The sequence below is a fragment of the Agromyces binzhouensis genome (assembly GCF_042672355.1).
Lineage (GTDB): Bacteria > Actinomycetota > Actinomycetes > Actinomycetales > Microbacteriaceae > Agromyces > Agromyces binzhouensis.
On record NZ_JBHXVJ010000007.1, the window covers coordinates 31,850 to 56,706 of the forward strand.

The 24,857-nt window shown below is 72.5% G+C and carries 24 protein-coding genes and 1 tRNA gene; 16 read left to right on the forward strand and 9 right to left on the reverse strand.

The genetic code is table 11. The annotated features are described in order from the left end of the window. Positions 1–124 precede the first annotated feature (124 nt). The 4 genes from ACFVHK_RS12970 to ACFVHK_RS12985 all read left to right on the forward strand — a co-directional run bounded on the left by ACFVHK_RS12970 (position 125) and on the right by ACFVHK_RS12985 (position 4,864). Positions 125–2,011 carry an ABC-F family ATP-binding cassette domain-containing protein gene (locus ACFVHK_RS12970; protein WP_376929161.1) on the forward strand — a complete coding sequence of 629 codons (1,887 nt, stop codon included), beginning with the start codon at positions 125–127 and terminating at the stop codon, positions 2,009–2,011. Positions 2,012–2,198: 187 nt separating this feature from the next. After that, positions 2,199–3,086, forward strand: a complete 888-nt coding sequence (locus ACFVHK_RS12975; RefSeq protein ID WP_376929162.1) for a MetQ/NlpA family ABC transporter substrate-binding protein — start codon at positions 2,199–2,201, stop codon at positions 3,084–3,086. Positions 3,087–3,176: 90 nt separating this feature from the next. Next, the gene (locus ACFVHK_RS12980; RefSeq protein WP_376929163.1) at positions 3,177–4,205 is read left to right on the forward strand and encodes a methionine ABC transporter ATP-binding protein; all 1,029 of its coding nucleotides are present in this window, start codon (positions 3,177–3,179) and stop codon (positions 4,203–4,205) included. Continuing rightward, the gene (locus ACFVHK_RS12985; RefSeq protein ID WP_376929164.1) at positions 4,205–4,864 is read left to right on the forward strand and encodes a methionine ABC transporter permease; all 660 of its coding nucleotides are present in this window, start codon (positions 4,205–4,207) and stop codon (positions 4,862–4,864) included. Before ACFVHK_RS12980 ends, ACFVHK_RS12985 begins: the two co-directional genes overlap by 1 nt. 83 nt (positions 4,865–4,947) lie before the next feature. Here ACFVHK_RS12985 and ACFVHK_RS12990 read toward each other — a convergent pair whose 3' ends face one another. After that, positions 4,948–5,445, reverse strand: coding sequence for a MarR family winged helix-turn-helix transcriptional regulator (locus ACFVHK_RS12990; protein ID WP_129234422.1), 498 nt, complete (start codon positions 5,443–5,445; stop codon positions 4,948–4,950). Positions 5,446–5,538: 93 nt separating this feature from the next. On the opposite strand from ACFVHK_RS12990, the gene ACFVHK_RS12995 reads away from it, so the two are divergent. From ACFVHK_RS12995 to ACFVHK_RS13015, 5 genes are all read left to right on the forward strand, one after another. Next, positions 5,539–6,048 carry a flavodoxin domain-containing protein gene (locus ACFVHK_RS12995; protein WP_376929165.1) on the forward strand — a complete coding sequence of 170 codons (510 nt, stop codon included), beginning with the start codon at positions 5,539–5,541 and terminating at the stop codon, positions 6,046–6,048. 156 nt (positions 6,049–6,204) lie between these two features. Then, a tRNA-Gln gene (locus ACFVHK_RS13000) sits at positions 6,205–6,276 on the forward strand. Position 6,277: 1 nt separating this feature from the next. Beyond that, positions 6,278–7,738 carry a bifunctional UDP-N-acetylglucosamine diphosphorylase/glucosamine-1-phosphate N-acetyltransferase GlmU gene (gene glmU / locus ACFVHK_RS13005; protein ID WP_376929166.1) on the forward strand — a complete coding sequence of 487 codons (1,461 nt, stop codon included), beginning with the start codon at positions 6,278–6,280 and terminating at the stop codon, positions 7,736–7,738. 33 nt (positions 7,739–7,771) lie between these two features. Continuing rightward, complete coding sequence (locus tag ACFVHK_RS13010; RefSeq protein ID WP_129234425.1) at positions 7,772–8,749, forward strand: ribose-phosphate diphosphokinase; 978 nt, start codon at positions 7,772–7,774, stop codon at positions 8,747–8,749. Next, positions 8,749–10,479, forward strand: a complete 1,731-nt coding sequence (locus ACFVHK_RS13015; protein WP_376929167.1) for a long-chain-fatty-acid--CoA ligase — start codon at positions 8,749–8,751, stop codon at positions 10,477–10,479. The genes ACFVHK_RS13010 and ACFVHK_RS13015 overlap by 1 nt, the downstream gene beginning before the upstream one ends. On the opposite strand, the gene ACFVHK_RS13020 is transcribed toward ACFVHK_RS13015, so the two are convergent. From ACFVHK_RS13020 to ACFVHK_RS13040, 5 genes are all read right to left on the reverse strand, one after another. Continuing rightward, the gene (locus ACFVHK_RS13020) at positions 10,476–10,880 is read right to left on the reverse strand and encodes a hypothetical protein (protein ID WP_129234883.1); all 405 of its coding nucleotides are present in this window, start codon (positions 10,878–10,880) and stop codon (positions 10,476–10,478) included. The two genes, ACFVHK_RS13015 and ACFVHK_RS13020, sit on opposite strands and share 4 nt — an antisense overlap. Beyond that, entirely contained in the window at positions 10,835–11,164 is a 330-nt protein-coding gene (locus ACFVHK_RS13025) for a DUF202 domain-containing protein (RefSeq protein WP_376929168.1), read from the reverse strand. Before ACFVHK_RS13025 ends, ACFVHK_RS13020 begins: the two co-directional genes overlap by 46 nt. Beyond that, positions 11,161–11,517, reverse strand: coding sequence for a YidH family protein (locus ACFVHK_RS13030; RefSeq protein ID WP_129234881.1), 357 nt, complete (start codon positions 11,515–11,517; stop codon positions 11,161–11,163). The genes ACFVHK_RS13025 and ACFVHK_RS13030 overlap by 4 nt, the downstream gene beginning before the upstream one ends. 45 nt (positions 11,518–11,562) lie before the next feature. Further along, positions 11,563–13,032, reverse strand: coding sequence for an NADP-dependent phosphogluconate dehydrogenase (gndA, locus tag ACFVHK_RS13035; protein WP_376929169.1), 1,470 nt, complete (start codon positions 13,030–13,032; stop codon positions 11,563–11,565). Between the two features lie 161 nt (positions 13,033–13,193). Next, positions 13,194–13,913, reverse strand: a complete 720-nt coding sequence (locus ACFVHK_RS13040; RefSeq protein WP_376929170.1) for a FadR/GntR family transcriptional regulator — start codon at positions 13,911–13,913, stop codon at positions 13,194–13,196. Between the two features lie 170 nt (positions 13,914–14,083). Here ACFVHK_RS13040 and ACFVHK_RS13045 point away from each other — a divergent pair, with 170 nt between their 5' ends. Further along, a complete protein-coding gene (locus ACFVHK_RS13045) occupies positions 14,084–15,226 on the forward strand; it encodes an FAD-dependent oxidoreductase (protein WP_376929171.1) in 1,143 nt (380 codons plus the stop codon). A 60-nt stretch (positions 15,227–15,286) separates the two neighbouring features. Here ACFVHK_RS13045 and ACFVHK_RS13050 read toward each other — a convergent pair whose 3' ends face one another. Further along, positions 15,287–15,847, reverse strand: a complete 561-nt coding sequence (locus ACFVHK_RS13050; RefSeq protein ID WP_376929172.1) for an SRPBCC family protein — start codon at positions 15,845–15,847, stop codon at positions 15,287–15,289. A 157-nt stretch (positions 15,848–16,004) separates the two neighbouring features. Between ACFVHK_RS13050 and ACFVHK_RS13055 the strand changes: the two genes are divergently transcribed. After that, on the forward strand, positions 16,005–16,739 hold the full coding sequence (locus tag ACFVHK_RS13055; RefSeq protein ID WP_376929173.1) for a hemerythrin domain-containing protein: 735 nt from the start codon (positions 16,005–16,007) through the stop codon (positions 16,737–16,739). 1 nt (position 16,740) lies between these two features. Here ACFVHK_RS13055 and ACFVHK_RS13060 read toward each other — a convergent pair whose 3' ends face one another. Continuing rightward, complete coding sequence (locus tag ACFVHK_RS13060; RefSeq protein ID WP_376929174.1) at positions 16,741–17,583, reverse strand: UbiA family prenyltransferase; 843 nt, start codon at positions 17,581–17,583, stop codon at positions 16,741–16,743. Positions 17,584–17,821: 238 nt separating this feature from the next. On the opposite strand from ACFVHK_RS13060, the gene ACFVHK_RS13065 reads away from it, so the two are divergent. From ACFVHK_RS13065 to ACFVHK_RS13080, 4 genes are all read left to right on the forward strand, one after another. Beyond that, positions 17,822–18,454 carry a 50S ribosomal protein L25/general stress protein Ctc gene (locus tag ACFVHK_RS13065; protein ID WP_376929175.1) on the forward strand — a complete coding sequence of 211 codons (633 nt, stop codon included), beginning with the start codon at positions 17,822–17,824 and terminating at the stop codon, positions 18,452–18,454. A 151-nt stretch (positions 18,455–18,605) separates the two neighbouring features. Continuing rightward, the gene (gene pth, locus ACFVHK_RS13070; protein WP_376929333.1) at positions 18,606–19,190 is read left to right on the forward strand and encodes an aminoacyl-tRNA hydrolase; all 585 of its coding nucleotides are present in this window, start codon (positions 18,606–18,608) and stop codon (positions 19,188–19,190) included. Between the two features lie 54 nt (positions 19,191–19,244). Continuing rightward, entirely contained in the window at positions 19,245–19,580 is a 336-nt protein-coding gene (locus ACFVHK_RS13075) for an ArsR/SmtB family transcription factor (RefSeq protein WP_376929176.1), read from the forward strand. Further along, positions 19,577–20,254 (forward strand): cation transporter, encoded by a 678-nt coding sequence (locus tag ACFVHK_RS13080; protein ID WP_376929177.1) that lies wholly within the window; start codon positions 19,577–19,579, stop codon positions 20,252–20,254. Before ACFVHK_RS13075 ends, ACFVHK_RS13080 begins: the two co-directional genes overlap by 4 nt. A gap of 74 nt (positions 20,255–20,328) precedes the next feature. Here the strand turns inward: ACFVHK_RS13080 and ACFVHK_RS13085 are convergent, their stop codons facing one another. Beyond that, complete coding sequence (locus tag ACFVHK_RS13085; protein ID WP_376929178.1) at positions 20,329–21,138, reverse strand: RNase H family protein; 810 nt, start codon at positions 21,136–21,138, stop codon at positions 20,329–20,331. Positions 21,139–21,165: 27 nt separating this feature from the next. Here ACFVHK_RS13085 and mfd point away from each other — a divergent pair, with 27 nt between their 5' ends. After that, the gene (gene mfd / locus ACFVHK_RS13090) at positions 21,166–24,840 is read left to right on the forward strand and encodes a transcription-repair coupling factor (protein ID WP_376929179.1); all 3,675 of its coding nucleotides are present in this window, start codon (positions 21,166–21,168) and stop codon (positions 24,838–24,840) included. The last annotated feature ends 17 nt before the right edge of the window (positions 24,841–24,857 follow it).

Here is a 24,857-nt window from a genome sequence, read left to right on the forward strand (position 1 = left end):
CACCGCGCGGCGCGGTGACCGGTGCGGATGGCATCTCCTCGACATGAGGGTGACGCCTCGTCGGCCCGTGGCCGAGCCGAGCGCGGGCCGGCGCTGCGCGCGGCGAAGTAGGGTTGAGCGCGACATGGCACACCTCCTCGGCGCCGAGCGCCTGCACCTCGAGTTCCCCACGCGCACCGTCTTCGACGAGGTCACCCTCGGCATCGACGAGGGCGACCGCATCGGCATCGTGGGGCGCAACGGCGACGGCAAGTCGACGCTGCTGAAGCTGCTCGCGGGGCGGCTCGAGCCCGACGGCGGCCGGGTGACCGTCCGACGCGGCGTCCGCATCGGCATGCTCGACCAGGCCGACGCCGTCGACCCGGACGCCACGGTCGCCGAGGCCGTCGTCGGCGGCATCGACGAGCACGTGTGGGCGGGCGACGCGAAGGTGCGCGATGTGATCGCGGGGCTGCTCGGCGACGTGCCGTGGCAGGGTCGCGTGGGCGACCTGTCGGGCGGCCAGCGTCGCCGCGTCGGGCTCGCGGCGCTGCTCATCGGCGACTGGGACGTGCTCTTCCTCGACGAGCCGACGAACCACCTCGACGTCGAGGGCATCGCGTGGCTCGCGCGCCACGTGAAGGGCCGCTGGGCCGCGAGCGACGGCGCGCTCGTCGTCGTCACGCACGACCGGTGGTTCCTCGACGCGGTGTGCACGGCCACGTGGGAGGTGCATGACGGCATCGTCGAGCCGTTCGAGGGCGGGTACGCGGCCTACGTGCTGCAGCGCGTCGAGCGCGACCGGATGGCGGCGGCATCCGAGGCCAAGCGGCAGAACCTGATGCGCAAGGAGCTCGCGTGGCTGCGCCGCGGCGCGCCGGCCCGCACGTCGAAGCCGAAGTTCCGGATCGACGCGGCGAACGAGCTCATCGAGAACGAGCCGCCCGTGCGCAACCCGGTCGAGCTCAACCGCCTCGCGGTGTCGCGGCTCGGCAAGGACGTGGTCGACCTCCTCGACGTGTCGGTCGAGTACCCCGTGCGGGATGCCGCGCCCGGCGCGCCCGCGACGCGGACCGTGCTGCACGAGCTCGAGTGGCGCATCGCGCCGGGGGAGCGCACCGGCATCCTCGGCGTGAACGGGGCGGGCAAGTCGACGCTGCTGAAGCTGGTGACGGGCGACGTCGAGCCGACGACGGGGCGCGTGAAGCGCGGCAAGACCGTGAAGATCGCGGTCCTGAGCCAGGAGCTCGCCGAGCTCGCCGAGTGGACCGAGGAGCGCGTGAGCGCGGTGGTCGCGGCGCAGAAGACGGCGTACGTCGTCGGCTCGGGCTCGAAGGCCGTCGAGCTCACGCCCGGCCAGCTCCTGGAGCGGCTCGGGTTCACGAGCCAGCAGCTCGCGACCCCGGTCAAGGACCTCTCGGGCGGGCAGAAGCGCCGCCTGCAGCTCCTGTTGATCCTGCTGCAGGAGCCGAACGTGCTGATCCTCGACGAGCCGACGAACGACCTCGACACCGACATGCTCGCCGCGATCGAGGACCTCCTCGACGCCTGGCCCGGCACGCTGCTCGTCGTCAGCCACGACCGGTACCTCGTCGAGCGCGTCACCGACCGGCAGGTCGCGATCCTCGACGGGCACCTGCGCGACCTGCCGCGCGGTGTCGACCAGTACCTCGAGCTGCGCCGGCAGCAGGCGACGGATGCCGCGGCCGCGACGTCGTCGGCGGCGACGCGCCCGACCGCGCCAGCGGGCGGGCCCGGCGCGGCAGCGGGCGGCGGCGCGAGTGCCGCGGCATCCGCCCCGGCCCTCACGGGTGCCGACCGCCGGTCGGCCGAGAAGGAGCTGTCGTCGATCGACCGGCGGCTCGAGAAGCTGCAGGCGCAGATCGCCGAGCACCACGAGAAGCTCGCCCGTCACGACCAGTCCGACTACGTCGGGCTCGGCGCCCTCGGCGACGAGCTGCGGTCCCTCGAGGATTCCGTGGCAGACCTGGAGACGCGCTGGCTCGAAGTATCCGAGCAGCTCGAAGGATGACGTCGCAGGATCTGTGACCATCGATGACCTGGTGGTCAATCAGGCGCAGATCCTTCGCCTACCGTTGAGGTGCGCCCGCGAACGCGGCAACGACGCCCCACCGCCACCAGCGGTGGGGTTCGTCATGTCCAGGCACCACCGCCACCAGCATCCGAACGCGCGCGCTGATCGGAAGAGGAACCCCGCCATGCCCAGCACCACCACCAAGCTCATCGCCGCGCTCGCCGCAGCCCCGCTCGTCATCGGCCTCGCGGCCTGCTCGTCGGCCGGTGCCGCGGAGGGCGACGACGTCGTCCGCATCGGCGTCGTCGGCAAGTCCGACCCGCAGTGGCCCGCATTCGAGGAGGCCGCGGCAGCCGCCGGCATCGACATCGAGCTCGTCGACTTCGCCGACTACACGCAGCCGAACCCGGCGCTCACCGAGGGCGAACTCGACCTCAACCAGTTCCAGCACATCGTGTACCTCGCCGACTACAACGTGTCGGCCGACGCCGACCTCGTGCCGATCGGCGCGACCGCGATCTATCCGCTCGGCCTGTACTCGCTGGAGTACGACTCGGTCGAGGACATCCCCGCCGGCGAGAGCGTGGCCGTGCCTGACGACCCCTCGAACCTGGCCCGTGCGCTCCTCGTGCTCCAGTCGGCCGGCCTCATCGAGCTCGACGGCGGCGGCTCGATCTTCTCGACCGTCGACGACATCGACGAGGTCGCCTCCAAGGTGCGGGTCACGCCGCTCGAGGCGTCGCTGACCCCCACGAGCCTGCCCGACGTCGCAGCGGCGATCATCAACAACGACTTCGTGCAGGACGCCGGCCTCACCTTCGCGGACGCGATCGCGCAGGACGACCCAAGCGACCCCAACGCGCTGCCGTACGTGAACATCTTCGCCGCGCGCGCCGACGACGCCGAAGACGAGACGTACCTGAAGCTCGTCGAGATCTTCCAGACCGACCCCGAGGTCCAGGCGGGCCTGCTCGAGGCCTCCGGCGGCACGGCGGTGCCGCTCACGACCCCGGTCGACGAGCTCGAGGCCTCGCTCGCCACCGTCGAGGACGACACCCGCACCCTGGGCTGACCCGACCACGACACGACCCGGCACGCGCCCGGGTGGCGCGCCCCGACCGGGCGTCGCCACCCGGACGCGCGTGCGTGGAGGAGGTACCGCATGGCGCTCGTGACCCTCGAGCACGTCAGCAAGTCCTATCCCGCCGTCGGCCGCACGGCCGAGGCCGTCACGGCCGTCGACGACGTGTCCCTCGAGATCGAGGCAGGCGACGTCTACGGCATCATCGGCTACTCGGGCGCCGGCAAGTCGACGCTCGTGCGACTCGTCAACGCCCTCGAGCCGGCGACGAGCGGCTCGATCCGGATCGACGGCCGCGAGATCACGGGACTTCGCGAACGCGAGCTCCGCGGCATCCGCCTCGGCATCGGCATGGTCTTCCAGCAGTTCGAGCTCTTCGACGCGAAGACGGTGCGGGGCAACGTCGCCTACCCGTTGAAGGTGGCCGGCTGGGCGAAGGCCGACATCCGCGCGCGCGTCGACGAGCTCCTCGCGTTCGTCGGCCTGACCGACAAGGCGGGCGCCCGCCCCGACGAGCTGTCCGGCGGACAGAAGCAGCGCGTCGGCATCGCCCGCGCCCTCGCGACGCGCCCGCGCATCCTGCTCGCCGACGAGGCGACGAGCGCGATCGACCCCGAGACGACCCAGGAGGTGCTCGCGCTCCTCAAGCGCGTGAACGAGGACCAGGGCGTGACGATCATCGTGATCACGCACGAGATGGACGTGATCCAATCGATCGCGACGAAGGTCGCCGTGATGGACCGGGGCCGGGTCATCGAGCACGGCGACGTCTTCGACGTGTTCTCGAGCCCGCGGCATCCGTCGTCGCAGCGGTTCGTCGGCACGGTGGTCAAGGGCGTGCCCTCGCCCGCCGAGCTCGCGGTGCTCCGCGAGCGGCACGAGGGGCGCATCGTCACGTGCTCCTTCCGCGACGGCGACGCGTCGCAGGCGCGCGTGTTCCTCGACCTCGCCGAGGCCGGACTCGAGTTCGAGCTCGTGTACGGCGGCATCAACGACATCCGCGGCCGCGCGTTCGGCCACCTGACCCTGGCCGTCCGCGGCGAGGACGCCGCGATCGACCGCGCGCTCGCCGCGGTCGCACGGCACACCGACGTGACGGAGGTGCGCTGATGGATCGCCTCCTCGAACTGGGCCCCGAGTTCTGGGCCGCGGCCGGCGAGACCCTCTACATGGTCGCGCTCACGATGCTGTTCGGCGGTGCCGGCGGATTCGTGCTCGGGCTCGGGCTGTACGCCACGAGGCGCGGCGGCCTGCTGCCGAACGCAGTGGTGAACAACGTGCTGAACGTCGTCATCAACTTCTTCCGGCCGATCCCGTTCATCATCTTCATCGCCGCCGTGCAGCCGCTCACGCGCGCGGTCATCGGCGTCGGCATCGGGACGGATGCCGCGATCTTCGCGCTGTCGCTCGCCGCGTCGTTCGCGATCGGCCGGATCGTGGAGCAGAACCTGCTCACGGTGCGCCCGGGGGTCATCGAGGCGGCGCGGTCGATGGGAGCGGGCCCGTGGCGGATCCTCCGCACGGTCGCGGTGCCCGAGGCCCTCGGCCCGCTGATCCTCGGCTACACGTTCATCGTCATCGCGGTGATCGACATGTCGGCCATGGCGGGCCTCATCGGCGGCGGCGGGCTGGGCTACTTCGCGCAGCTCTACGGCTTCCGGCAGTTCGAGCCCGTCGTGACGTGGGCGGCGGTGCTGCTCATCGTCGTGTTCGTGCAGGTGGTCCAGTATGCCGGCAACTGGCTCGCCCGACGCGTGCTGCGGCGCTAGGCCCGGCCACGGGTCGCGCTCCGGTGCACATGCCGCATGCCGCATGCGCCGGAGCGCGCGCGTGCGCCGCGGCGTCCGCCCGGTCAGGCGAAGCCGAGCGAGAGCTTCCGAAGCAGCGCGGCGAGCCGGCGCTGCTCGGCCGGCGGCAGGCCGGCGAGCAGTTCCGCCTCGGCATCGACGAGGCGGGTGATCGCGGCGTCGACCCGGGTCACTCCCGCGGGCGTCATCTCGACGAGGATGCCCCGGCCGTCGTGCGGGTCGGTCTGCCGCGTCACGAGGCCGCGGGCGACGAGCCGGTCGATGCGGTTCGTCATGGTGCCGCTCGAGACGAGCGTCTGCGCGAGCAGCGCCTTCGGCGGCAGGCGGAACGGCGCTCCGGCCCTGCGCAGGGCCGAGAGCACGTCGAACTCCCACGACTCGAGCTCGGATCGCTCGAACGCCTGCTTCCGCGCCCGATCGAGGAGCTTCGCGAGCCTGCCGACCCGCGAGAACACCTGAAGCGGCGCGAAGTCGAGGTCGGGTCGCTCGCGCTCCCAGTCGTCGACGATCCGGTCCACCTCGTCCTGGTCGCCGGTCGTCATGCCGCCAGTATCCCACCGGCGGCTCGCCGGCTCGTCGACGCCCACGGGCCCAAGGTCCCGACCGCGCCCGCCCGCGGTCGCAGGCTGGAGTACATGGCACGCGTCCTCGTCGCCTATGCGACCAAGCACCAGTCCACCGCCGAGATCGCCCGGGCGATCGCCGGCGAACTCCGCGCACGGGGCCACGCCGCCGAGGCGGCGGAGGCCGGGGGCGCGACCGCCGACGGCTTCGACGCCGTCGTGCTCGGCAGTGCGACGTACGCCGGCCGCTGGCGTCGCGAGGCTCGGCACTTCCTCTCGCATGAACGCGACCGGCTCGCGAAGATGCCGTTCTGGGTGTTCAGCTCCGGCCCGATCGGGGAGCCGAAGCCCGATGCGCCGCCCGACGACGACAAGTGGCTCGAGCCGCGCAAGGTCATCGAGCAGGCCGAGGCGCTCGGCGTCCGCGAGCATGTGGTGTTCGGCGGCCGCGTGCCGCAGGACCCCGGGAACTTCGTCGAACGCGCGATGCTCCAGAACACCCCGGAGGACTACCAGGACCTCCGGGACTGGGACGAGATCCGCGCGTGGTCGGGCCGGATCGCCGAGGCGCTGACGACCTGAGCGTCCTCCCCACCGACGCCCGGGGACCGCCAGGAGCCGGCGACCTCGACTCCGGCGGGCGGTCGACGCCCCGCCGGCCGCGCATCGCCGGACGCGCCTCGCATGGCAGACTTGACACCGCGCCCGAGGGCCGCCCGGGGGCGGTCCCGTGCGCGGTCCGCCATGGTGTAACGGCAGCACGACAGCCTTTGGAGCTGTGAGGACCAGGTTCGAATCCTGGTGGCGGAGCATGGATGAGAACCTCGCGATCATCGTGCTCGCCGCCGGCCAGGGCACGCGGATGAAGTCGGCCACCCCGAAGATCCTGCACCCGCTCGCGGGCGCGCCGATCATCGCGCACGTGCTCGCCACGGCGCGCGCGCTCGACGCGAAGCACGTCGTGGCGGTCGTCAGGCACGAGCGCGACCTCGTCGCGGGCGCGATCCTGGCCGAACTGCCCGAGGCGGTCATCGTCGACCAGGACGAGGTCGCCGGAACGGGCCGCGCCGTCGAGCAGGCGATCGCCGCGCTGCCCGACGACTTCGACGGCGACGTGCTCGTGCTGAACGGCGACGTGCCGCTGCTCAACGCCTCCACCCTGGCCGAGATGCTCGAACGCCATCGCGCCGACGGGCTCGCGGCGTCGGTCCTCTCCGCCCGGTACGACGACCCGTCCGGGTACGGGCGCATCGTCCGGGGCCCCGAGGGCGCGTTCGACCGCATCGTCGAGCAGAAGGACGCCTCCGCCGACGAGCTCGCCATCGACGAGATCAACGCGGGCGTCTACGCGTTCGGCGCTTCGGCGCTCCGCGACCAGCTCGCCAATCTCACGACCGAGAACGCGCAGGGCGAGAAGTACCTCACCGACATCATCGCGCTGCTTCGGGAAGCGGGCTCCGAGGTGAAGGCGCGACCGGTCTCCGAGGCATGGCTCGTCGCGGGCGTCAACGATCGTGCCCAGCTCTCCGAGACCGCGGCGCGGCTGAACGCGCTCATCGTGCGCGGCTGGCAGCTCAACGGCGTGACGATCGAGGACCCGGCGACGACCTGGATCGACCTCGCCGTGCGCATCGAGCCCGACGTCACCATCCGCCCGGGCACGCAGCTCAAGGGCGCGACGGCGATCGCGACCGGAGCGGTCGTCGGACCCGACACGACCCTCGTCGACTGCGAGGTCGGCGAGGGCGCCGAGGTGAAGCGAGCGGATGCCACGCTGGCCGTGATCGGCGCCGGCGCCTCGGTCGGCCCCTTCGCGTACCTCCGCCCGGGCACCGTGCTCGACGCCGACGGCAAGATCGGAACGTTCGTCGAGACGAAGAACGCGCACATCGGCGAGGGCAGCAAGGTGCCGCACCTCTCCTACATCGGCGACACCGAGATCGGCGAGGGCTCGAACGTCGGCGCCGGGTCGATCACCGCGAACTACGACGGCGTGGAGAAGCACCGCACGACCATCGGATCGCACGTTCGCACCGGGTCGCACGGCGTGTTCGTCGCGCCCGTTACGATTGGGGACGGGGCGTACACGGGGGCAGGCACGGTCGTCCGCAAGGACGTGCCGGCCGGTGCGCTCGGCGTGAACGTGGCCCCGCAACGCAACATCGACGGATGGGTCCAGCAGCACCGTGCCGGGAGCGCGGCCGCACAGGCGGCCGAGGCCGCGCACGGCGCGGGCGAGACCGACGAGAACGATGAGCGCGACCCTGAATAGGACCCGGCCTGGCCGGTGGGAAGGACAGTGACCATGTCGGGAATCGAGACCACCGGATCGAAACGGCTCGTCCTCGTGTCGGGGCGCGCGCATCCGGCGCTCGCGAAGCAGATCGCCGCCGAGCTCGGCAGCGAGCTGGTCCCGACCGACGCCCGTACGTTCGCCAACGGCGAGCTCTACGCCCGCTACGACGAGAGCGTGCGCGGCTCCGACGCGTTCGTGATCCAGTCGCACGCGGCGCCGATCAACGAGTGGCTCATGGAGCAGCTCATCATGGTCGACGCGCTGAAGCGCGCGTCCGCCAAGCGCATCACCGTCGTCTCGCCGTTCTACCCCTACGCCCGGCAGGACAAGAAGGGCCGCGGCCGCGAGCCGATCTCGGCGCGCCTGGTCGCCGACCTCTACAAGGCTGCCGGCGCCGATCGGATCATGTCGGTGGACCTGCACGCGGCCCAGATCCAGGGCTTCTTCGACGGCCCGGTCGACCACCTCTTCGCGATGCCGGTGCTCCTCGAGGAGTTCAAGAACTCGCTCGACCCCGAGACCCTGACGGTCGTCTCGCCCGACATGGGGCGTGTCCGCGTGGCCGACATCTGGTCCGACAAGCTCGGCGTGCCGCTCGCGATCATCCACAAGCGCCGCGACCCGCTCGTGCCGAACCAGGTGTCGGTGCACGAGATCGTCGGCGAGGTCGACGGCCGCGTGTGCCTGCTGGTCGACGACCTCATCGACACCGGTCGCACGATCGTGAAGGCCGCAGAGGCGTTGAAGGCGAACGGTGCGACCGGCGTCGTCGTCGCGGCGACGCACGCGGTGTTCTCCAACCCGGCGACCGAGATCCTGCAGTCCGACTTCATCGACCGCGTCGTGGTCACCGACACGCTGCCCCTGCCCGAGGAGAAGCGCTGGGACCGCCTCACGGTGCTGCCCATCGCACCGCTGCTGGCGCGCGCCATCCACGAGGTCTTCGAGGACGGGTCGGTGACGAGCATGTTCGACGGGGCGGCCTGATGGCGGATGCCACGGCGAAGCCCTGGCTCGCGAGCTACGCCCCGGGTGTCCCGCACTCGCTGCCCGCGCCGGAGGGGTCGCTCATCGACCTGATCCACCGCACGGTCGAGCAGTACCCGGATCGCCCTGCGCTGGAGTTCTTCGGCCGCGTCACGTCGTATGCCGAGCTCGGCGAGCAGATCGACCGCGCCGCGGAGGGCCTCAGGCGGCTCGGCGTGCAGCCGGGCGATCCGGTCGCGATCGTGCTGCCGAACTGCCCGCAGCACATCGTGGCGTTCTACGCGGTGCTCCGCCTCGGCGCGATCGTCGTCGAGCACAACCCGCTGTACACGCCGCGCGAACTGCGGCACCAGTTCGAGGACCACGGCGCTCGCGTCGTGATCGCGTGGGACAACGTCGTCGCGACGATCCAGGACTTCCCCGACGACCTCGCGATGCGCCACATCGTGTCGGTCGACCTCACCCGCGCGATGCCGTTCGCGACGCGCGCCGCGCTGCGGCTGCCGATCGCGAGGGCCCGCGAGGCGCGGGCGGCGCTCACCGCGAGCGTGCAGGGCGCCGTGCCGTGGCGCGAGCTGGTGGCATCCGACCGCATCGCCCCGCACATCCACGCGCCGCGCGTGGGCGACGTCGCCCTGATCCAGTACACGAGCGGCACGACCGGCAGCCCGAAGGGCGCGACGCTCACGCACGCCAACCTGCTCGCGAACGCCGCGCAGGCGCGCGCGTGGGTGCCCGACATCGAGCGCGGCACGTCGGTCGTGTACGCGGTGCTGCCGATGTTCCACGCCTACGGCCTCACGCTGTGCCTCACGTTCGCGATGAGCATGGGGTCGCGGCTCGTGCTGTTCCCGCGGTTCGACCCCGACCTCGTGCTGAAGGTCGTGAAGAAGCACCCGCCCACGTTCCTCCCGGCCGTTCCGCCGATCTACGAACGCCTCACCGCGGCCGCGGCCGAGCAGGGCGTCTCGCTCGAGGGCATCAGCATCGCGATCTCGGGAGCCATGCCGCTGTCGGCATCCGTCGTCGAGCCGTGGGAGGCGAAGACCGGCGGCTACCTCGTCGAGGGGTACGGGCTGTCGGAGTGCTCGCCCGTCCTCATGGCGAACCCGGTCGCTCCGACCCGCAAGGCGGGCACGGTGGGCCTGCCGCTGCCCGACACCGAGTGCCGCGTGGTCGACCCCGACGAGCCGTCGAACGACGTGCCGGCCGGTGAGCGCGGCGAGCTGGTGGTGCGCGGACCGCAGGTCTTCGGCGGCTACTGGCACAAGCCCGAGGAGACGGCCGCGGTCTTCGTCGACGACCCCGCGGGCGGCGCTCCCTGGTTCCGCACCGGCGACATCGTCACGATCGACGAGGACGGCTTCATCCGCATCGTGGATCGCATCAAGGAGCTCATCATCACGGGCGGCTTCAACGTCGCGCCGAGCGAGGTGGAGGAGGCGATCCGCCAGCACGCCGACGTCGCGGACTGCGCCGTCGTGGGCCTGCCCGACGAGCGGTCGGGCGAGCAGGTCGTCGCCGCAGTCGTGCTGCGGCCGGGTGCCGACCTCGACGCCGAGGGAATCCGCACCGCGGTGCGCGACCGGTTGACACCGTACAAGGTCCCCCGGCGGGTCGTCGCGGTCGACGACCTGCCGCGCTCGCTCATCGGCAAGGTGATCCGGCGCCAGGTGCGCGAGCAGCTGCTGGCCGGATCGGTCGAGTCGGGTCAGGCGGCGGCCGACTAGGCGTCGCGGCCGGGTGCCGCGGGCTTCGGGAACGCGGGCATCGGCCCGAGGTTGCCGAGCACCGTGCTCGACCCGGAGGGGGCGACCGCGATGCACAGCCATCCGGGCCCGCCGCGCGCGAAGAGGTCGAATTCGACGCGCGAGTCGTCGAGCCGGCTGAGGTCGGCGACGTAGACGGCGCACGCGTTCGCGGCGGCCGAGCGGGCGACGCCGAACGCCGACAGCACGACCGGCAGCACCATCGCGCCGAGCGCGAGGACCACGGCGATGCGGATGGCGCGCCTGCGGCGTGCACCGATGACGGGGCCGTCGTCGAGGCCGCCGGATTCCTCCCACCCGCCTGCGGGTCCGAGGTTCACCATGCCGAGCTCGCGAACATCGACCACGTCGCCGCGACGCACGCGAGCAGCGTGGCGCCGAGCACGGTCCAGGCCATGGGCAGGGGCAATGGCAGCGGCGCCGCCGCGGCGGCGAGCGTCCGTCGGCGATGCCAGCCGACGGCGAGGATCGCGACCGCGCCGGCCAGGAGGACCACGGAAGCCGCGACGAGCCAGGCCGTGTCGCTGACGATCCCCTCGCGGAGGACGAGAAGTGCGTTGAGGGCGACGGCGAACGCGGTGCGCGTCCAGGCGAGCGCGGTCCGCTCGGGCTGCAGGCCCGGATCGCGGGCGACGGCGTCCGTCATGACGTCACCACGAACAGGGCCGCGAGCACCGCGGCCGCGAGCAGGCCGATGGCGGAGATCAGCGGCAGCACCCAGCTGAACGGGAGCGGTCCGTTCCGCCGCATCGCGATCTCGTTGGCGCGCCAGCGCGTGTAGGCGCCGACGCTGAGCACCGCCGCCGCGATCGCGAGCACGACCGCGAGCACCAGCACCGCGACGCGCGGTTCGAGGGCGGTGGCGAACTGGTCGAGGAGCACCGCTCCCGCGAGCAGCGCGAGCGCGGTGCGGATCCACGCGAGGAAGGTGCGTTCGTTGGCGAGCGTGAACCGGTAGTCCGGGTGCTCGCCGTCGCGGCGCCACGATGGTTCGCGCACTGCGCGCCTCCTTGCCTCGCGTGGGATCCCTTCGTCCAGTATCGGTTAGTGCGAGGAGGGCGTGGTCTCGATCTCGCTGCGGTCGCCCGACCAGAGCGTGTGGAACACGCCCGGCGCGTCGATGCGCTTGTATGTGTGCGCGCCGAAGAAGTCGCGCTGGCCCTGCACGAGCGCAGCCGGGAGGCGGTCGGCGCGCAGGCCGTCGTAGTAGGCGAGCGACGAGGAGAACGCCGGGGTCGGGATGCCGGCCTGCGCGGCGGTCGCGACGACGCGGCGCCACGAGGACTGGCCGTTCGCGATCGCGTCGCGGAAGTACGGTGCGACGGCGAGTGCGACGAGGCTCGGGTCCTCGGCGTAGGCGTCGGCGATGCGGTTGAGGAAGCGGGCGCGGATGATGCAGCCCGCGCGCCAGATCTTCGCGACGTCGCCCTTGTGCACGTTCCAGCCGTACTGCTCGGCGCCGGCGATGATCTCGTCGAAGCCCTGCGAGTAGGCGATGATCTTCGACGCGTAGAGCGCCTTGCGGACGTCCTCGATGAACGCGTCGGCGTCCTCCGGGGCGACCGACCAGGCCTCGTCGGGGCCGGGGAGGTCGGCTGCGGCCTCGCGCTGCGCGCGCTTCGAGCTCAGCGACCGGGCGAACACGGCCTCGGCGATGCCGGAGACCGGCACACCGAGGTCGAGCGCGTTCTGGACGGTCCATGCGCCGGTGCCCTTGGCGCCGGCCTCGTCGAGGATGACGTCGACGAGCGGCTGCCCGGTCGCGGCATCCGTCTGCCGGAGGACCTCGGCGGTGATCTCGATGAGGTAGCTCTCGAGTTCGCCGGTGTTCCATTCGGCGAACACGTCGGCGATCTCGGCGGGGCTCTTGCCCGTGCCGCGGCGGATGAGGTCGTAGGCCTCGGCGATGAGCTGCATGTCGGCGTACTCGATGCCGTTGTGCACCATCTTGACGAAGTGGCCGGCGCCGTCGGTGCCGATGTGGGTGACGCAGGGCTCGCCCTCGGCGATCGCGGCGATCGAGGCGAGGATCGGACCGAGCGTCTCGTAGGACTCCGCCGAGCCGCCGGGCATGATCGACGGGCCGTGCAGCGCGCCCTCCTCGCCGCCGGAGATGCCGGCGCCGACGAAGTGGATGCCGGTCGGCTTGATCTCGGCCTCACGGCGGATCGTGTCGTGGAAGTTCGCGTTGCCGCCGTCGACGATGATGTCGCCGGGCTCGAAGCGCGAGACGAGCTCGGAGATGACGGCGTCGGTGCCCCGTCCCGCCTGCACCATGATGATCGCGGTGCGGGGCCGGGCGAGGGATGCCACGAAGTCGTCGTAGCTCTCGGAGGCGACGAAGCCGGCCTCGGGGTGCTCGCCCGTGAGCGTGTGGGTGCGCTCGGGGGAGCGGTTGAACACGGCGACGGTGTTGCCCTCGCGGCTCGCGAGGTTGCGGGCGAGGTTCGAGCCCATGACGGCGAGGCCGACGACTCCGATGTTCGCGCGGGCGGTGGTGGTGCTCTCGGGCATGCTCATGGCTCCTGCGTGGGTGGGGGTTCCGGCACCACGCTAGCAGGGCGGTGCCACCGAAGAATCAGACGCCAATCAGTATGACACCGAATAAGTATGATTTAAAACGGATGGCGCGACGTGACGCGCCCCGTCATGCGATCGCGCGTCGTCGACCCGCCTCATGGGGTCGGCAGGGACCTCGGGATGTCGCGCCAGGTGCGCTCCACATCGTCGGCCGTGCGGCCGAGCACCCGGAGCATGGCCTCGCGCGCGGCATCCGCCCGGCCCGCGAGGATCGCGTCGGCGACGTCGACGTGCCACTGCATCGCGTCCTCGCTCGGATGCGCCGGCATCAGGCCGCTCGACGTTCGCCCGTGCAGCACCTCGCCGACCGCGTCGCCGAGCGCGGCGAACATCTCGTTGCCCGAGGCGCGGAGCACCGTTCGGTGGAACTCGATGTCGTGCTCGAGGAAGGCACCGGCCTCGCCCGCACGCCCCGCCGCACGCATCGCCGCCGCGATGCCCATGAGCTCGGCCCCCTGCTCGGGCGGCGCGAACCGAGCCGCGAGCTCGGCCGCGACCGGCTCCACCGCCGTGCGCAGCTCGGTGAGCGACCGCAGCTGCGCGCCCTTGCGCTCGGACTCGAGCCGCCACCGGATCACCGAGGGATCGAAGAGGTTCCACGACGCCATCGGGCGCACCCGGATCCCGATGCGGCGCACCGACTCGACGAGTCCGAGCGACTGCGCCACTCGGACGGCCTCGCGCACCACCGACCGGGACACCCGCAGTTCGGCTTCGAGCACCTCGGTGCGCAGGACCGCGCCCGGTTCGAGGTCACCCGACACGATCCGCGAGCCGAGGTGCTCGACGGCCAGGTCGTGCAGGCGGGAACCCATGCGGCGAGCATATCGGCGGGCTGCGGGCAGGGCGTGGGCCGGCGGTGCCCGACGTGGATATCGTGAACCATGTCCGCGAGGAGCACGCCCGGCGTCCGAACCCGCCGTGGCGCACGTGCAGCCGCCCGACGCCCCCGGCGCCGGCTCGCTCGCCGGCACCGGGGGCGGTCGTGCGTGACGTGATCATCGTGGGCGCGGGTCCGGTGGGCGTCCTGCTGGCCGCCGAGCTCTCCCGGCGGGGGCTCGACGTCGAGGTCCTCGAGCGGCGCGAGGTCGCCGGGCAGGGCAGCAGGGCGGTCGGCGTGCATCCGCCCGTGCTCGCCGCGCTCGAGGCGTCCGGGATCACGGAGCGACTGCTCGAGGGCGCGGTGCGCGTCTCGCGGGGCGAGGCCCGCGCCGCGGGGGAGGTGATCGGCGTCGTGCCGTTCGACCGCCTGGCCGTGCGGTTCCCGTTCGTGGCGACGCAGCCCCAGCACCGCACCGAGGCGGCGCTGGCCGCGGGCGGACCCCCACCGGTCCGCGGTGCGACGGTGCTCGCCGTCCTGCCACGGCCGGACCACGTCGTCGTGCGCGCCGCGATCGCGGGCGACATCGTCGAGCGGCGGACCCGCATCGTGGTCGTGGCCGCGGGGGCATCGGGTCGACGGCTCGTGTTCCGGCCCGAGCGGGCGGTCGTTCACGACTACCACGACCGCTACCTCATGGCCGACGCCGACGTGGGCGAGCGGGCCGACGCCGAGGTCGCGGTCGTGCACCTGAACCGCACCGGCGTGCTCGAGTCCTTCCCCCTGCCCGAGGGTCGGCGCCGATTCGTCGCCTGGGACTCGCCGGGTGCCGAGGCATCCGCCCCGGCTCGTGCGGCGCGCCTTCGCCACGCGCTCGCCGTGCGAGGCGAGGCCGACGCGGCCCACGCGATCACCGAGGCGACCGCGTTCGGCGTGCGCCGGTTCGTGGCGCCGTCGATGCGGCGCGGCCGGGTCGTCGTCGTCGGGGATGCGGCGCACGAGGTGAGCCCCATCGGCGGGCAGGGGATGAACCTCGGCCTCCTCGATGCGATCACCCTCGCGCCCCTGCTCGCGGGGTGGATCGCCTCGCGAGACGAGCCGCGGTCCGCCCTCGCGCGCTGGGAGCGGCGACGCGTCGCCTCGGCGCGCGTCGCCGCGCGGCTGGCGGGCACGAACACCGCGCTCGGTCGCCCGCAGTCGCCGCCGGGCGACGCCGCGCGACGTGCCGGCCTGCGCCTGGGGCTCGCGCCCCCGCTCGGACGTGTCTTCGCCCACGCCTACGCGATGGGATTCGACCGCGACGCATGATCCGCCGACGAGGCGGAGGCCGTCACCGGCGAGCGCCGCCCGCCCAGGATCCCGACCCGATCAGCTCGTCGGGGCCCCGTGCTGCTGCTCCCAACGACGTGCCGCGCGGACCCTGCGCGTGAGCACGCGATCCAGCCGGCGGAAGTCCCCGGCGAGGATCAGGTGGGTCGCCCACCGCGGGAGCCAGCCGGCCTGCCAGCGCAGGTCGCCGCTCAGCTCGCCGAAGTAGTCCGCCCTGATCCGCGTCACCCCTCCGGTCCCTCGGCACGCGTACTCGACGCGCGCGTTCCACGGCGCGGACGACAGCCAGACCACCCGCCGGTTCTCGTCGAGGTGCTCGAGCGTGTCGATGAAGTGGGCCCTGAACGGGCCGATCCGGTCGGTCGACATCCAGCGCGTGCCGAGACGGATGGGGCCCTCGTCGATCTGCCGTCGGAATGCGACGGCCGGGGCGAACTCGTGCCATCTCATCGGGTCGGCCAGATAGGGGAAGACGACCTCGACGGGGTGGTGCACCGTCGCGTGCACGACGACGTGACGCTCCCAGCGACGCAGCCTCGGCTCGTGCCCGCGCCGACGTCGGTCGACGGGGACCTCACCCGCGGAAGCCTCGCTCCCCACGGACGTGAGTGTATTTCGCGGCTGGCGACGCCCGCAATCGTCCGGTCGTCGTGCGTCGACCGGCCCCGGGATCGGAACACGCCCGGGTGTAGAATCCGGGTGTTCGCCGCCGGATGCGGCATCCACCCGCAGCCCCCGTGGCGAGATCGGGGTGAAGATGGCCGAGAAGCTGCCGTCGTCCGGTTCCCTGCCCGACGGCCAGGTCGCGGGCTGCGACACGTCGGGCATGATCCTCGTCCATCGCATCTTCCGCTGGTTGTACCGCGAGCTCCCGTTGCTGGTCCGCGACGTCCGCGCCGGCGACGTCGCGCGCGCCGAGGTCGTCGGGATCTACGCGAAGCTCGACTTCTTCGCGCTCCACCTCCACCACCGCACGGAGGACACCGTGCTCTGGGACCGCCTGGCCGCCCGCGAGCCCGCCTGTGCCGCGCACGTGGAGCTGATGCGAGCCCAGCATGCCGAGGTCGCGTCGCAGCTCGCGCGCATCGAGCCCCAGCTCGCCCCCTGGGTCGAGACCGCCGACTCGGAGCGCCGCGACGCGTTCGCCGGGGACATCGAGTTCCTCCGGGACACGCTCCTGGTGCACCTGGGGCGGGAGGAGGACGACATCCTCCCGGTCGCGGGCGCGGTGATGTCCCAGCGCGAGTGGGACGAGCTGGAGGCGCACACGCGCGCCACGCTCTTGGCGCGCCGCAAGGAGTTCCCGAGGGACGTGATGTCGCTGCAGCTCGGCCTGCTCCTCGCGAGCGTTCCCGAGGGGGAGCGCGAGGCGTGGTACCACGCGAACGTCCCCGCGCCGATCCGCCTGCTCTACCTCCTGCTCCTGAAGCGGAGGTACGACAGCGCGATGCGGGAGCTCTACCCGGACCGGCCCGTGCCGTCGATGTTCTGAGTCACCCGGCGAGCACGCGACCGGCCGCGACGAGCTGCGCGGCCAGGAGCAGGGCGGCCAGCATGACGAGGCGGAAGAGCGTGCGCGACGGCGGGCGCAGGAGCGCGGCGAGGAGCGTCGCGACCGCGACCACGACGACGCCCGCGAAGAACGCCCACGAGATCGCGGACACCCCGGACGCCTCTCCGCCAGCCGATCCGGTCAGCACGACCACCGCGCCCGCGACCACCGCGCAGGCGGCGACGGCCGCCGACACCCTCGGCCCCAGGCGATGGGGAAGTCCCCGGACGCCCGTCGCGGCATCCTGGTCGAGGTCGGGGAGCACGTTGGTCAGGTGGACCGCCGCCCCGAGCGCGGCGCCGGCGATCCACGTCCACCCCGGGGCGACGGCGGGCTGCGGCGCCGAGAGGGTCGCGAGGCTCGGGAAGATCCCGAAGCTCACGAGGAACGGCACGATCGACGCCGGCGTCGACTTGAGCCACGCGTTGTACGCCCAGGCCGAACCGAGGGCGAGCGCGTGCGCGGCGAGCATCCCCGCACCGAGCAGCGCCGACAGCGTCAGGGCCGTCGCGAGCGAGACGAGGGCGGCGCCCCAGGCGACGGCGAGGGTCACCTCGCCGCGCGCGATCGGCTTGTCCGGTCGCGACGCGATGCGGTCGCGCGGCGCATCGATCGCGTCGTTGGAGATTCCGACCGACAGCTGGCCGGCGAGGACCGCGAGCGCGAGCAGGACGATGCGAGCCGGGTCGAGGCCGGCCGACCACCCGAGCGCCGACGCGAGGGCGGTGACGATCGATGTCGGCCCGGGGTGCGACGACCGCCACAGTGCCCCGGGTGTGCTCACGCGCACGATGGTCTCACATGCGGGTCGGGGACGCGCCACGGCATCGGGTAGACTGGCCTATTGAACTTCGGCGAGGGACGCCGCCGGAGCCGGGTTCGTCCCGGTGCGGCATCCGTTATCGACGCGGTGGAATCAGACTCACGGCTGTTCCTCACGCTGGCTGCGCGCGCAGCCCCGGGCGTTCGAGTTGACACGACAGAACCCAACCTGGGCCGCGAGCCCGCAAGGAGCCATCACCATGGACGAAGACAACAAGGTCGTCGCCGAACTGCGCGAGTCGTTCGGCAAGGGCGCTGCCCGCAAGATCCGCGCTGCGCACAAGATCCCCGCCGTGATCTACGGCCACGGCAGCGAGCCGACCCACGTGACCCTGCCCGGCCACCAGACCGCGCTGCTGATCCGCAAGGCGAACGCCGTGCTCGAGCTCCAGATCGAGGGCGAGAGCCAGCTCGCGCTCGTCAAGGACGTGCAGAAGGACCCGGTGCACCAGATCATCGAGCACATCGACCTCATCGTCGTCACGCGCGGCGAGAAGGTCCAGGTCGAGGTGCCCGTGCACCTCGAGGGCGAGAGCGCTGCCGGCACGATCGCCGACCTCGACGCGCACACCCTGTCGCTCGAGGTCGAGGCGACGCACATCCCCGAGAACGTCGTCGTGAGCGTCGAGGGCCTCGAGGACGGCACCCAGCTGCTCGCGAAGGACATCGAGCTGCCCACGGGTGCCTCGCTGCTCGGCGACCCCGACTCGCTCGTCGTCAACGTGCACGTGCCGCAGAAGGTCGACCTGGGCGAGGAGCCCGAGGCCGCGGGCGAGGAGGCCGTCGAGGCCGCTCCCGCCGAGGAGGCCGCCGAGGGCGAGTCGGCCGAGTAGTCGATCCCGCTTCGTCGCGAGGGTCCGCGTCGCCGCATCCGGGTACGCTCGGATCGCGGGGCCGCGGGCCCTCCGCCGTTCCCCTGACACCTGCCCGGAGGCATCCGTGAACCTCATCGACCGCCTCCTGCATCGCCGGAAGGACGACCCCGTGTCCGACAACACCTGGCTCGTGGTCGGCCTCGGCAACCCCGGCGCGCAGTACGCCGGCAACCGGCACAACGTCGGCCAGATGGTCGCCGACGAGCTCGCCTCGCGCATCGGCGCGACGTTCAAGAGCCACAAGACGCCCTCCCGCGTCGCCGAGGGCTTCCTCGGCCCGGGGCGGCCGAAGCTCGTGCTCGCCAAGCCGAACAGCTACATGAACACCTCCGGCGGGCCCGTCTCGGCGCTGCTGAAGTTCTACTCGCTCGGCGCCGACCGGCTCGTCGTGGTGCACGACGAACTCGACATCCCGTTCGACGCCGTGCGCCTCAAGCGCGGCGGCGGCCACGGCGGCCACAACGGGTTGCGCGACATCCAGAAGGCCGCCGGCTCGCCCGACTTCACGCGCGTGCGCGTCGGCATCGGCCGTCCGCCGGGTCGCATGGATGCCGCAGACTACGTGCTGCGCGACTTCGCCGGGCCCGAGCGCGAGGCCCTCCCGAACCTGCTGTCGGATGCCGCGGACGCGGTCGAGGCCATCGTCGAGCACGGTCTCGTCGCGGCGCAGCAGCGGTTCCACTCGCCCGCCTGAGGCGCGCGTCGTCCACGAACTCGTGAGTACACGAATGCGTGTATCGTCGGACGCGTGACCACCACGACGACGCTCACGCACACGGCCGCGCTGGCTCGACTCGGGCACGCGCTCTCCGACGGCACGCGGGCGCGGATCCTGCTGCAGCTCCGCGATGGTCCCGCGTATCCGTCCGACCTCGCGGCATCGCTCGGCGTCTCGCGGCAGGTCATGTCGAACCAGCTCGCCTGCCTCCGCGGCTGCGGCCTCGTGGAGGCGAGCCCCGACGGGCGGCGATCCTCGTACCGCCTCGTCGACCCGGCCCTCTCATCGGCGCTCGGCGACCTGCTGCGACTCGTGCTGGTGGTCGACCCCGAGTGCTGCTCGAGCGACGGGTGCGCCTGCGCATGACGCCGTCGCAGCCGGTCCCCGCGCCCCGGGTGGCGCGTCGCGCGATCCTCCAGCGACGGATCCGCTGGATCGTCGCCGCCACGATCACCTACAACGTGATCGAAGCGGTCATCGCCCTCACGGCCGGCAGCATCGCGTCATCCGCCGCCCTCGTCGCGTTCGGCCTGGACTCCGTCGTCGAAGTGCTCTCCGCCGTCGCCGTCGCCTGGCAGTTCGCCGCGCCCGACCCGGAGCGGCGGGAACGCCTCGCGCTCCGGCTGATCGCCGTGTCGTTCTTCGGGCTCGCCCTGTTCGTCACGATCGACGCGGCGAGCGCCCTGCTCGGTGCAGCCGATCCCGATCCCTCGCCGGTCGGCCTCGCGCTGGCAGCGGCGAGCCTCGTGATCATGCCGCTGCTGTCCTGGTTCGAGCGCCGGACCGGGCGCGAGCTCGGCTCCGCGAGTGCGGTCGCCGACTCGAGGCAGACGCTGATCTGCGCCTACCTGTCGGGAGCCCTGCTCGCCGGCCTGCTGCTGAACGGCCTGTTCGGATGGGCGTGGGCGGACTCGATCGCCGCGCTCGTCATCGCGGGGTTCGCGCTCCGCGAGGGCGTCGAGGCATGGCGCGGGGATGCCTGCACGGTGCCGGTCGCGGTGCTCACCGGTGAGCGCGAGGCCGAGCACCACGACGACTGACCTCCCCGCGGCCGCGGCGGAGCTCACGCAGCTCCCCGGCCGCGGGCCCGGCCGGGCGTCGGGCGGCGGAGGCGCTAGATCAGGCCGCGCAGGAACTCCTCCGGGGTCACCCCGGCCGCGCGGGCGCGCTCGACCAGCCGCGTGTGCTCCTCGGTCGTCAGCTCGAGCGACAGGGTGCGCCAGTCCGCCTCGGGCTCGTCGAAGTCGAAGAGCGCCGCGTCCTCCGCGTCGCGGTCGGCGAGCGCCGACGCCGCGGGCACGGGAGGAGCGGTGGCCGTGACCGGAACGGCGGTGGCGGCGGCATCGGCCTCCGGCTCGCAGGCGCCGACCCATCCGGGGCCGGCCGGGATGTCGCCGCCGCGGCGGTACGCCTCGGCGACGGCACGGGCGCGGTCGTCGGCGGCCTCGTTCATCGGGTGGCCGACGTGGCCCCGGACCCACTCGAACCGGTAGCGGCGACCGGCGAGTGCCGCGTCGAGCTGTTCGAGCAGCTCGCGGTTCAGCACGGGGGAGCCGTCGGCCTTGCGCCAGCCCTTGCGCTTCCAGCCGGCCATCCACTTCGTGAGCGAGTTGATCACGTACTGGCTGTCGCACTGCACGAGGAGCTCGTCGTCGAGGTGGGCGGTCGCGCGGAACAGCTCGAGCACCGCGGTCAGCTCGCCCTGGTTGTTCGTCGCGCGGGGCCATCCGCCCGCCGCCCAGCAGTCGTCGGAGACGTACCAGGCCCAGCCCGCCGGGCCGGGGTTGCCGAGGGCGGAGCCGTCGGCGGCGGCGATGATCATGCGGTGGTCCTTCCGGTCGGGGCGGGCGGCGACCATGCTATCGGCGGCCGCCGACCCGATCGCGCCGACGGGCCGCCCGACCTCGGCGGACCGGGCGGTCATGTCGGGGCGCGCGCGTAGACTGCTCCGGTGATCCTGCAGGGCTTGAACACGGCGCTTTCGCGCGCCTCCACGATCGACCGAGCCCTCGCGGAGGCCGATCGGAACGCCGACTTCTCCGCTCCGGCCGGGCTCGACGCGCCCCTGCTCGCGGGGCTGCTGGGCCGTCGCACGACCAACGGCCACCCGCCCGTCCTGTTCGTGATCACCGCGACGAGTCGCGAAGGCGAGGCGCTGCGCAGTTCGCTCGCCCCGTACCTCGACGACGCCGAGATCCTCGAGTTCCCGGCATGGGAGACGCTGCCCCACGAGCGGCTCAGCCCGAGCGCCGAGACGGTCGGGCGTCGCCTGCACGCCATCCGGCGGATGGCCGCATGGAGTGCCGAGGGCGCGAGGCATCCGCTCGTCATCGTCGCGTCGGTGCGCGCCGCGCTGCAGCCCGTCGCCGACAACCTGGCCGACCTCGCCCCCGTCGAACTCGTCGCGGGTGGGCGCGGGCACGACCTGTCCGACCTCGCCCTGCGGCTCGTCGACCTCGCGTACTCGCGCGTCGACATGGTGTCGCGCCGGGGCGAGTTCGCGGTGCGCGGCGGCATCCTCGACGTCTTCCCGCCGACGGCCGACCACCCCGTCCGCGTCGACTTCTTCGGCGACGAGGTCGAGGAGCTCCGCGCGTTCTCGGTCGCCGACCAGCGATCGCTGCCCGACGCGGTCGATCGGGTGGTCCTCGCGCCGAGCCGCGAAATGCTGCTCACCGAGCCGGTGCGCCAGCGCGCCCGCGAAATGGTCCACGAGTTCCCCAACCTCTCGGGCATGTTCGAGCGCATCGCCGAGGGCATCCCGGTCGAGGGCATGGAATCGCTGGCGCCGGCGCTGGTCGAGCGACTGGTTCCCGTGACCTCCTACCTCCCCGCGGGCGCCGCGGTCGCGGTGGTCGGGCCCGAGCGGGTCGCCGGTCGTGCGGTGAGCCTCGGCGAGACGAACCGCGAGTTCCTGGCGGCGGCGTGGGATGCCGCGACCGCGGGTGCCGCGGCGCCCATCGACCTCGCGGCCGGCGACTTCCTGACCCTGCGCGCACTGCGCGAATCCGTGCTCTTCAGCGCTCCCGGCGCGCCCGACGCCGACCACGTGTGGTGGACCTTCTCGAGCTTCGACCAGGGCGACGCGGCCGAGGCCGTCGGCGAGACCGCCGGCGGGGCGGATGCCGCGTACGTGCGGGTCGCGGCCACGACCGTGCCGAGCTTCCAGGGCAACGTCGAGGGCGCCGTCGCGCACGTCGGCGAACGGCTGCGCGACGGGTGGAGCCTCGTCGTCGCCGCCGCCGGACACGGACTCGTCGAGCGCGCGCGCGACGTGCTCGCCGAGCACGGGCTCGCCGGGCGCATCGTCGAGACCGTGCCCGACGAGCTCGAGCCGGGCGTCGCGTTCCTCGTGCAGGCCCAGGCGGCTGCCGGGTTCGAGCTGCCCGAGGCGAAGGTCGGCCTCATCGCCGAGGCCGAGTTCTACGGTCGCTCGGCCGGGTACGACACCCGGCAGGTCAAGAAGCTCGCGAGCCGGCGACGGAACGTCGTCGACCCCCTGCAGCTGAAGGCCGGCGACCACGTCGTCCACTCCACGCACGGCATCGGCCGGTTCGTCGAACTCGTGCAGCGCGAGGTCGCCGGCGCCCGGCCGACCGGTCCGAGCCGCACCGCCGGGATCAAGCCGGCGCCGAAGACCGTGCGCGAGTACGTCGTGCTCGAGTACGCGCCCTCCAAGCGCGGGCAGCCCGGCGACCGGCTCTACGTGCCCATGGACCAGCTCGACCTGCTCAGCCGCTACGTCGGCGGCGAGGCGCCGAGCCTGTCGAAGATGGGCGGGAGCGACTGGTCGCAGGCCAAGAGCCGTGCGCGCAAGGCCGTGCGCGACATCGCGGTCGAGCTCGTGAAGCTGTACTCGGCGCGGATGGCGGCCAAGGGGCACGCCTTCGGCCAGGACACGCCCTGGCAGCACGAGCTCGAGGAGGCCTTCCCGTACGTCGAGACGCCCGACCAGCTGCAGACCATCGACGAGGTCAAGGCCGACATGGAGCGGCCCATCCCGATGGATCGACTGCTCGCCGGCGACGTCGGGTTCGGCAAGACCGAGGTCGCGGTGCGCGCCGCGTTCAAGGCGATCCAGGACGGCAAGCAGGTCGCGATGCTCGTGCCGACGACGCTGCTCGTGCGTCAGCACGTCGAGACGTTCTCCGAGCGGTTCGCGGGCTTCCCCGTGCACGTGCGCGCGCTCAGCCGCTTCCAGACCGACAAGGAGGTGCGCGAGACCGTCGCCGGCCTCGCGGACGGCACCGTCGACATGGTCATCGGCACGCACCGGATCCTCACCGAGCAGATCGCGTTCAAGGACCTGGGTCTCCTGGTCATCGACGAGGAGCAGCGCTTCGGCGTCGAGCACAAGGACCAGCTGAAGAAGCTGAAGACCAACGTCGACATCCTCGCGATGAGCGCCACCCCGATCCCGCGCACCCTCGAGATGGCCGTCACCGGCATCCGCGAGATGTCGACGCTTGCGACGGCGCCCGAGGACCGGCATCCGATCCTGACGTTCGTCGGCCCCTACACCGACCAGCAGGTCGCCGCCGCCATCCGCCGCGAGATGCTCCGCGAGGGCCAGGTGTTCTTCGTGCACAATCGGGTGTCCTCGATCAACCGGGTCGCGGCGCAGCTCGCCGAACTCGTGCCCGAGGCGCGCATCGCGGTCGCGCACGGCCAGCTCAACGAGCACGTGCTCGAGCAGATCGTCGGGGACTTCTGGGAGCGCAAGTTCGACGTGCTCGTCTCGACGACGATCATCGAGACCGGACTCGACATCTCCAACGCGAACACGATCATCATCGACCGGGCCGACAAGTACGGCCTGTCGCAGCTGCACCAGCTCCGCGGCCGGGTCGGCCGCGGCCGCGAGCGGGCCTACGCGTACTTCCTCTACGATCCGGCCAAGCCGCTCTCCGAGACCGCGCACGACCGGCTCTCGACGATCGCGGCGAACAACGAGCTCGGCAGCGGCATGCAGGTCGCCCTGAAGGACCTCGAGATCCGCGGCGCGGGCAACCTGCTCGGTGCCGAGCAGGCCGGGCACATCGCGGGCGTGGGCTTCGACCTCTACCTGCGGATGATCGGCGAGGCCGTCAACGCGTTCCGCGGCGAGGTCGCCGAGGGGCAGACGGAGCTGCGGCTGGAGCTGCCCGTCGACGCGCACATCCCTGAGGACTACGTCGACAGCGAGCGACTGCGACTCGAGGCCTACCAGAAGCTCTCGGCCGCGAGCGGCCCGGCCGCGAAGGACGGCCAGATCGACCTGGTGGTCGAGGAGCTCGTCGACCGCTACGGCGAGCTACCCGAACCGGTCGAGCATCTCGTGGCCGTCTCGCGGCTGCGCCGCACGGCGCAGCTCGCCGGACTCTCCGACGTCATCGCGACGGGCTCCAAGCTGCGCATCGCGCCCGCGAAGCTGCCGGACTCGCGTCGCGTGCGGCTCGAGCGCATGTACCCGGGTGCGAAGCTCTTCCCGCAGAACGACGTCATCCTCGTGCCGTTCCCGACGCCGGGCGGCGAGGCGCCGGGCGACGCCGACCTCATCGGATGGGTCTCGAACCTGATCGGGGTGATCTTCCCGGCAGAGCAGCGGGCCGCGCCCGCCGAGGGCACGGCCGCAACCGCCGGCTGACGCAGGCGCGAGACCCG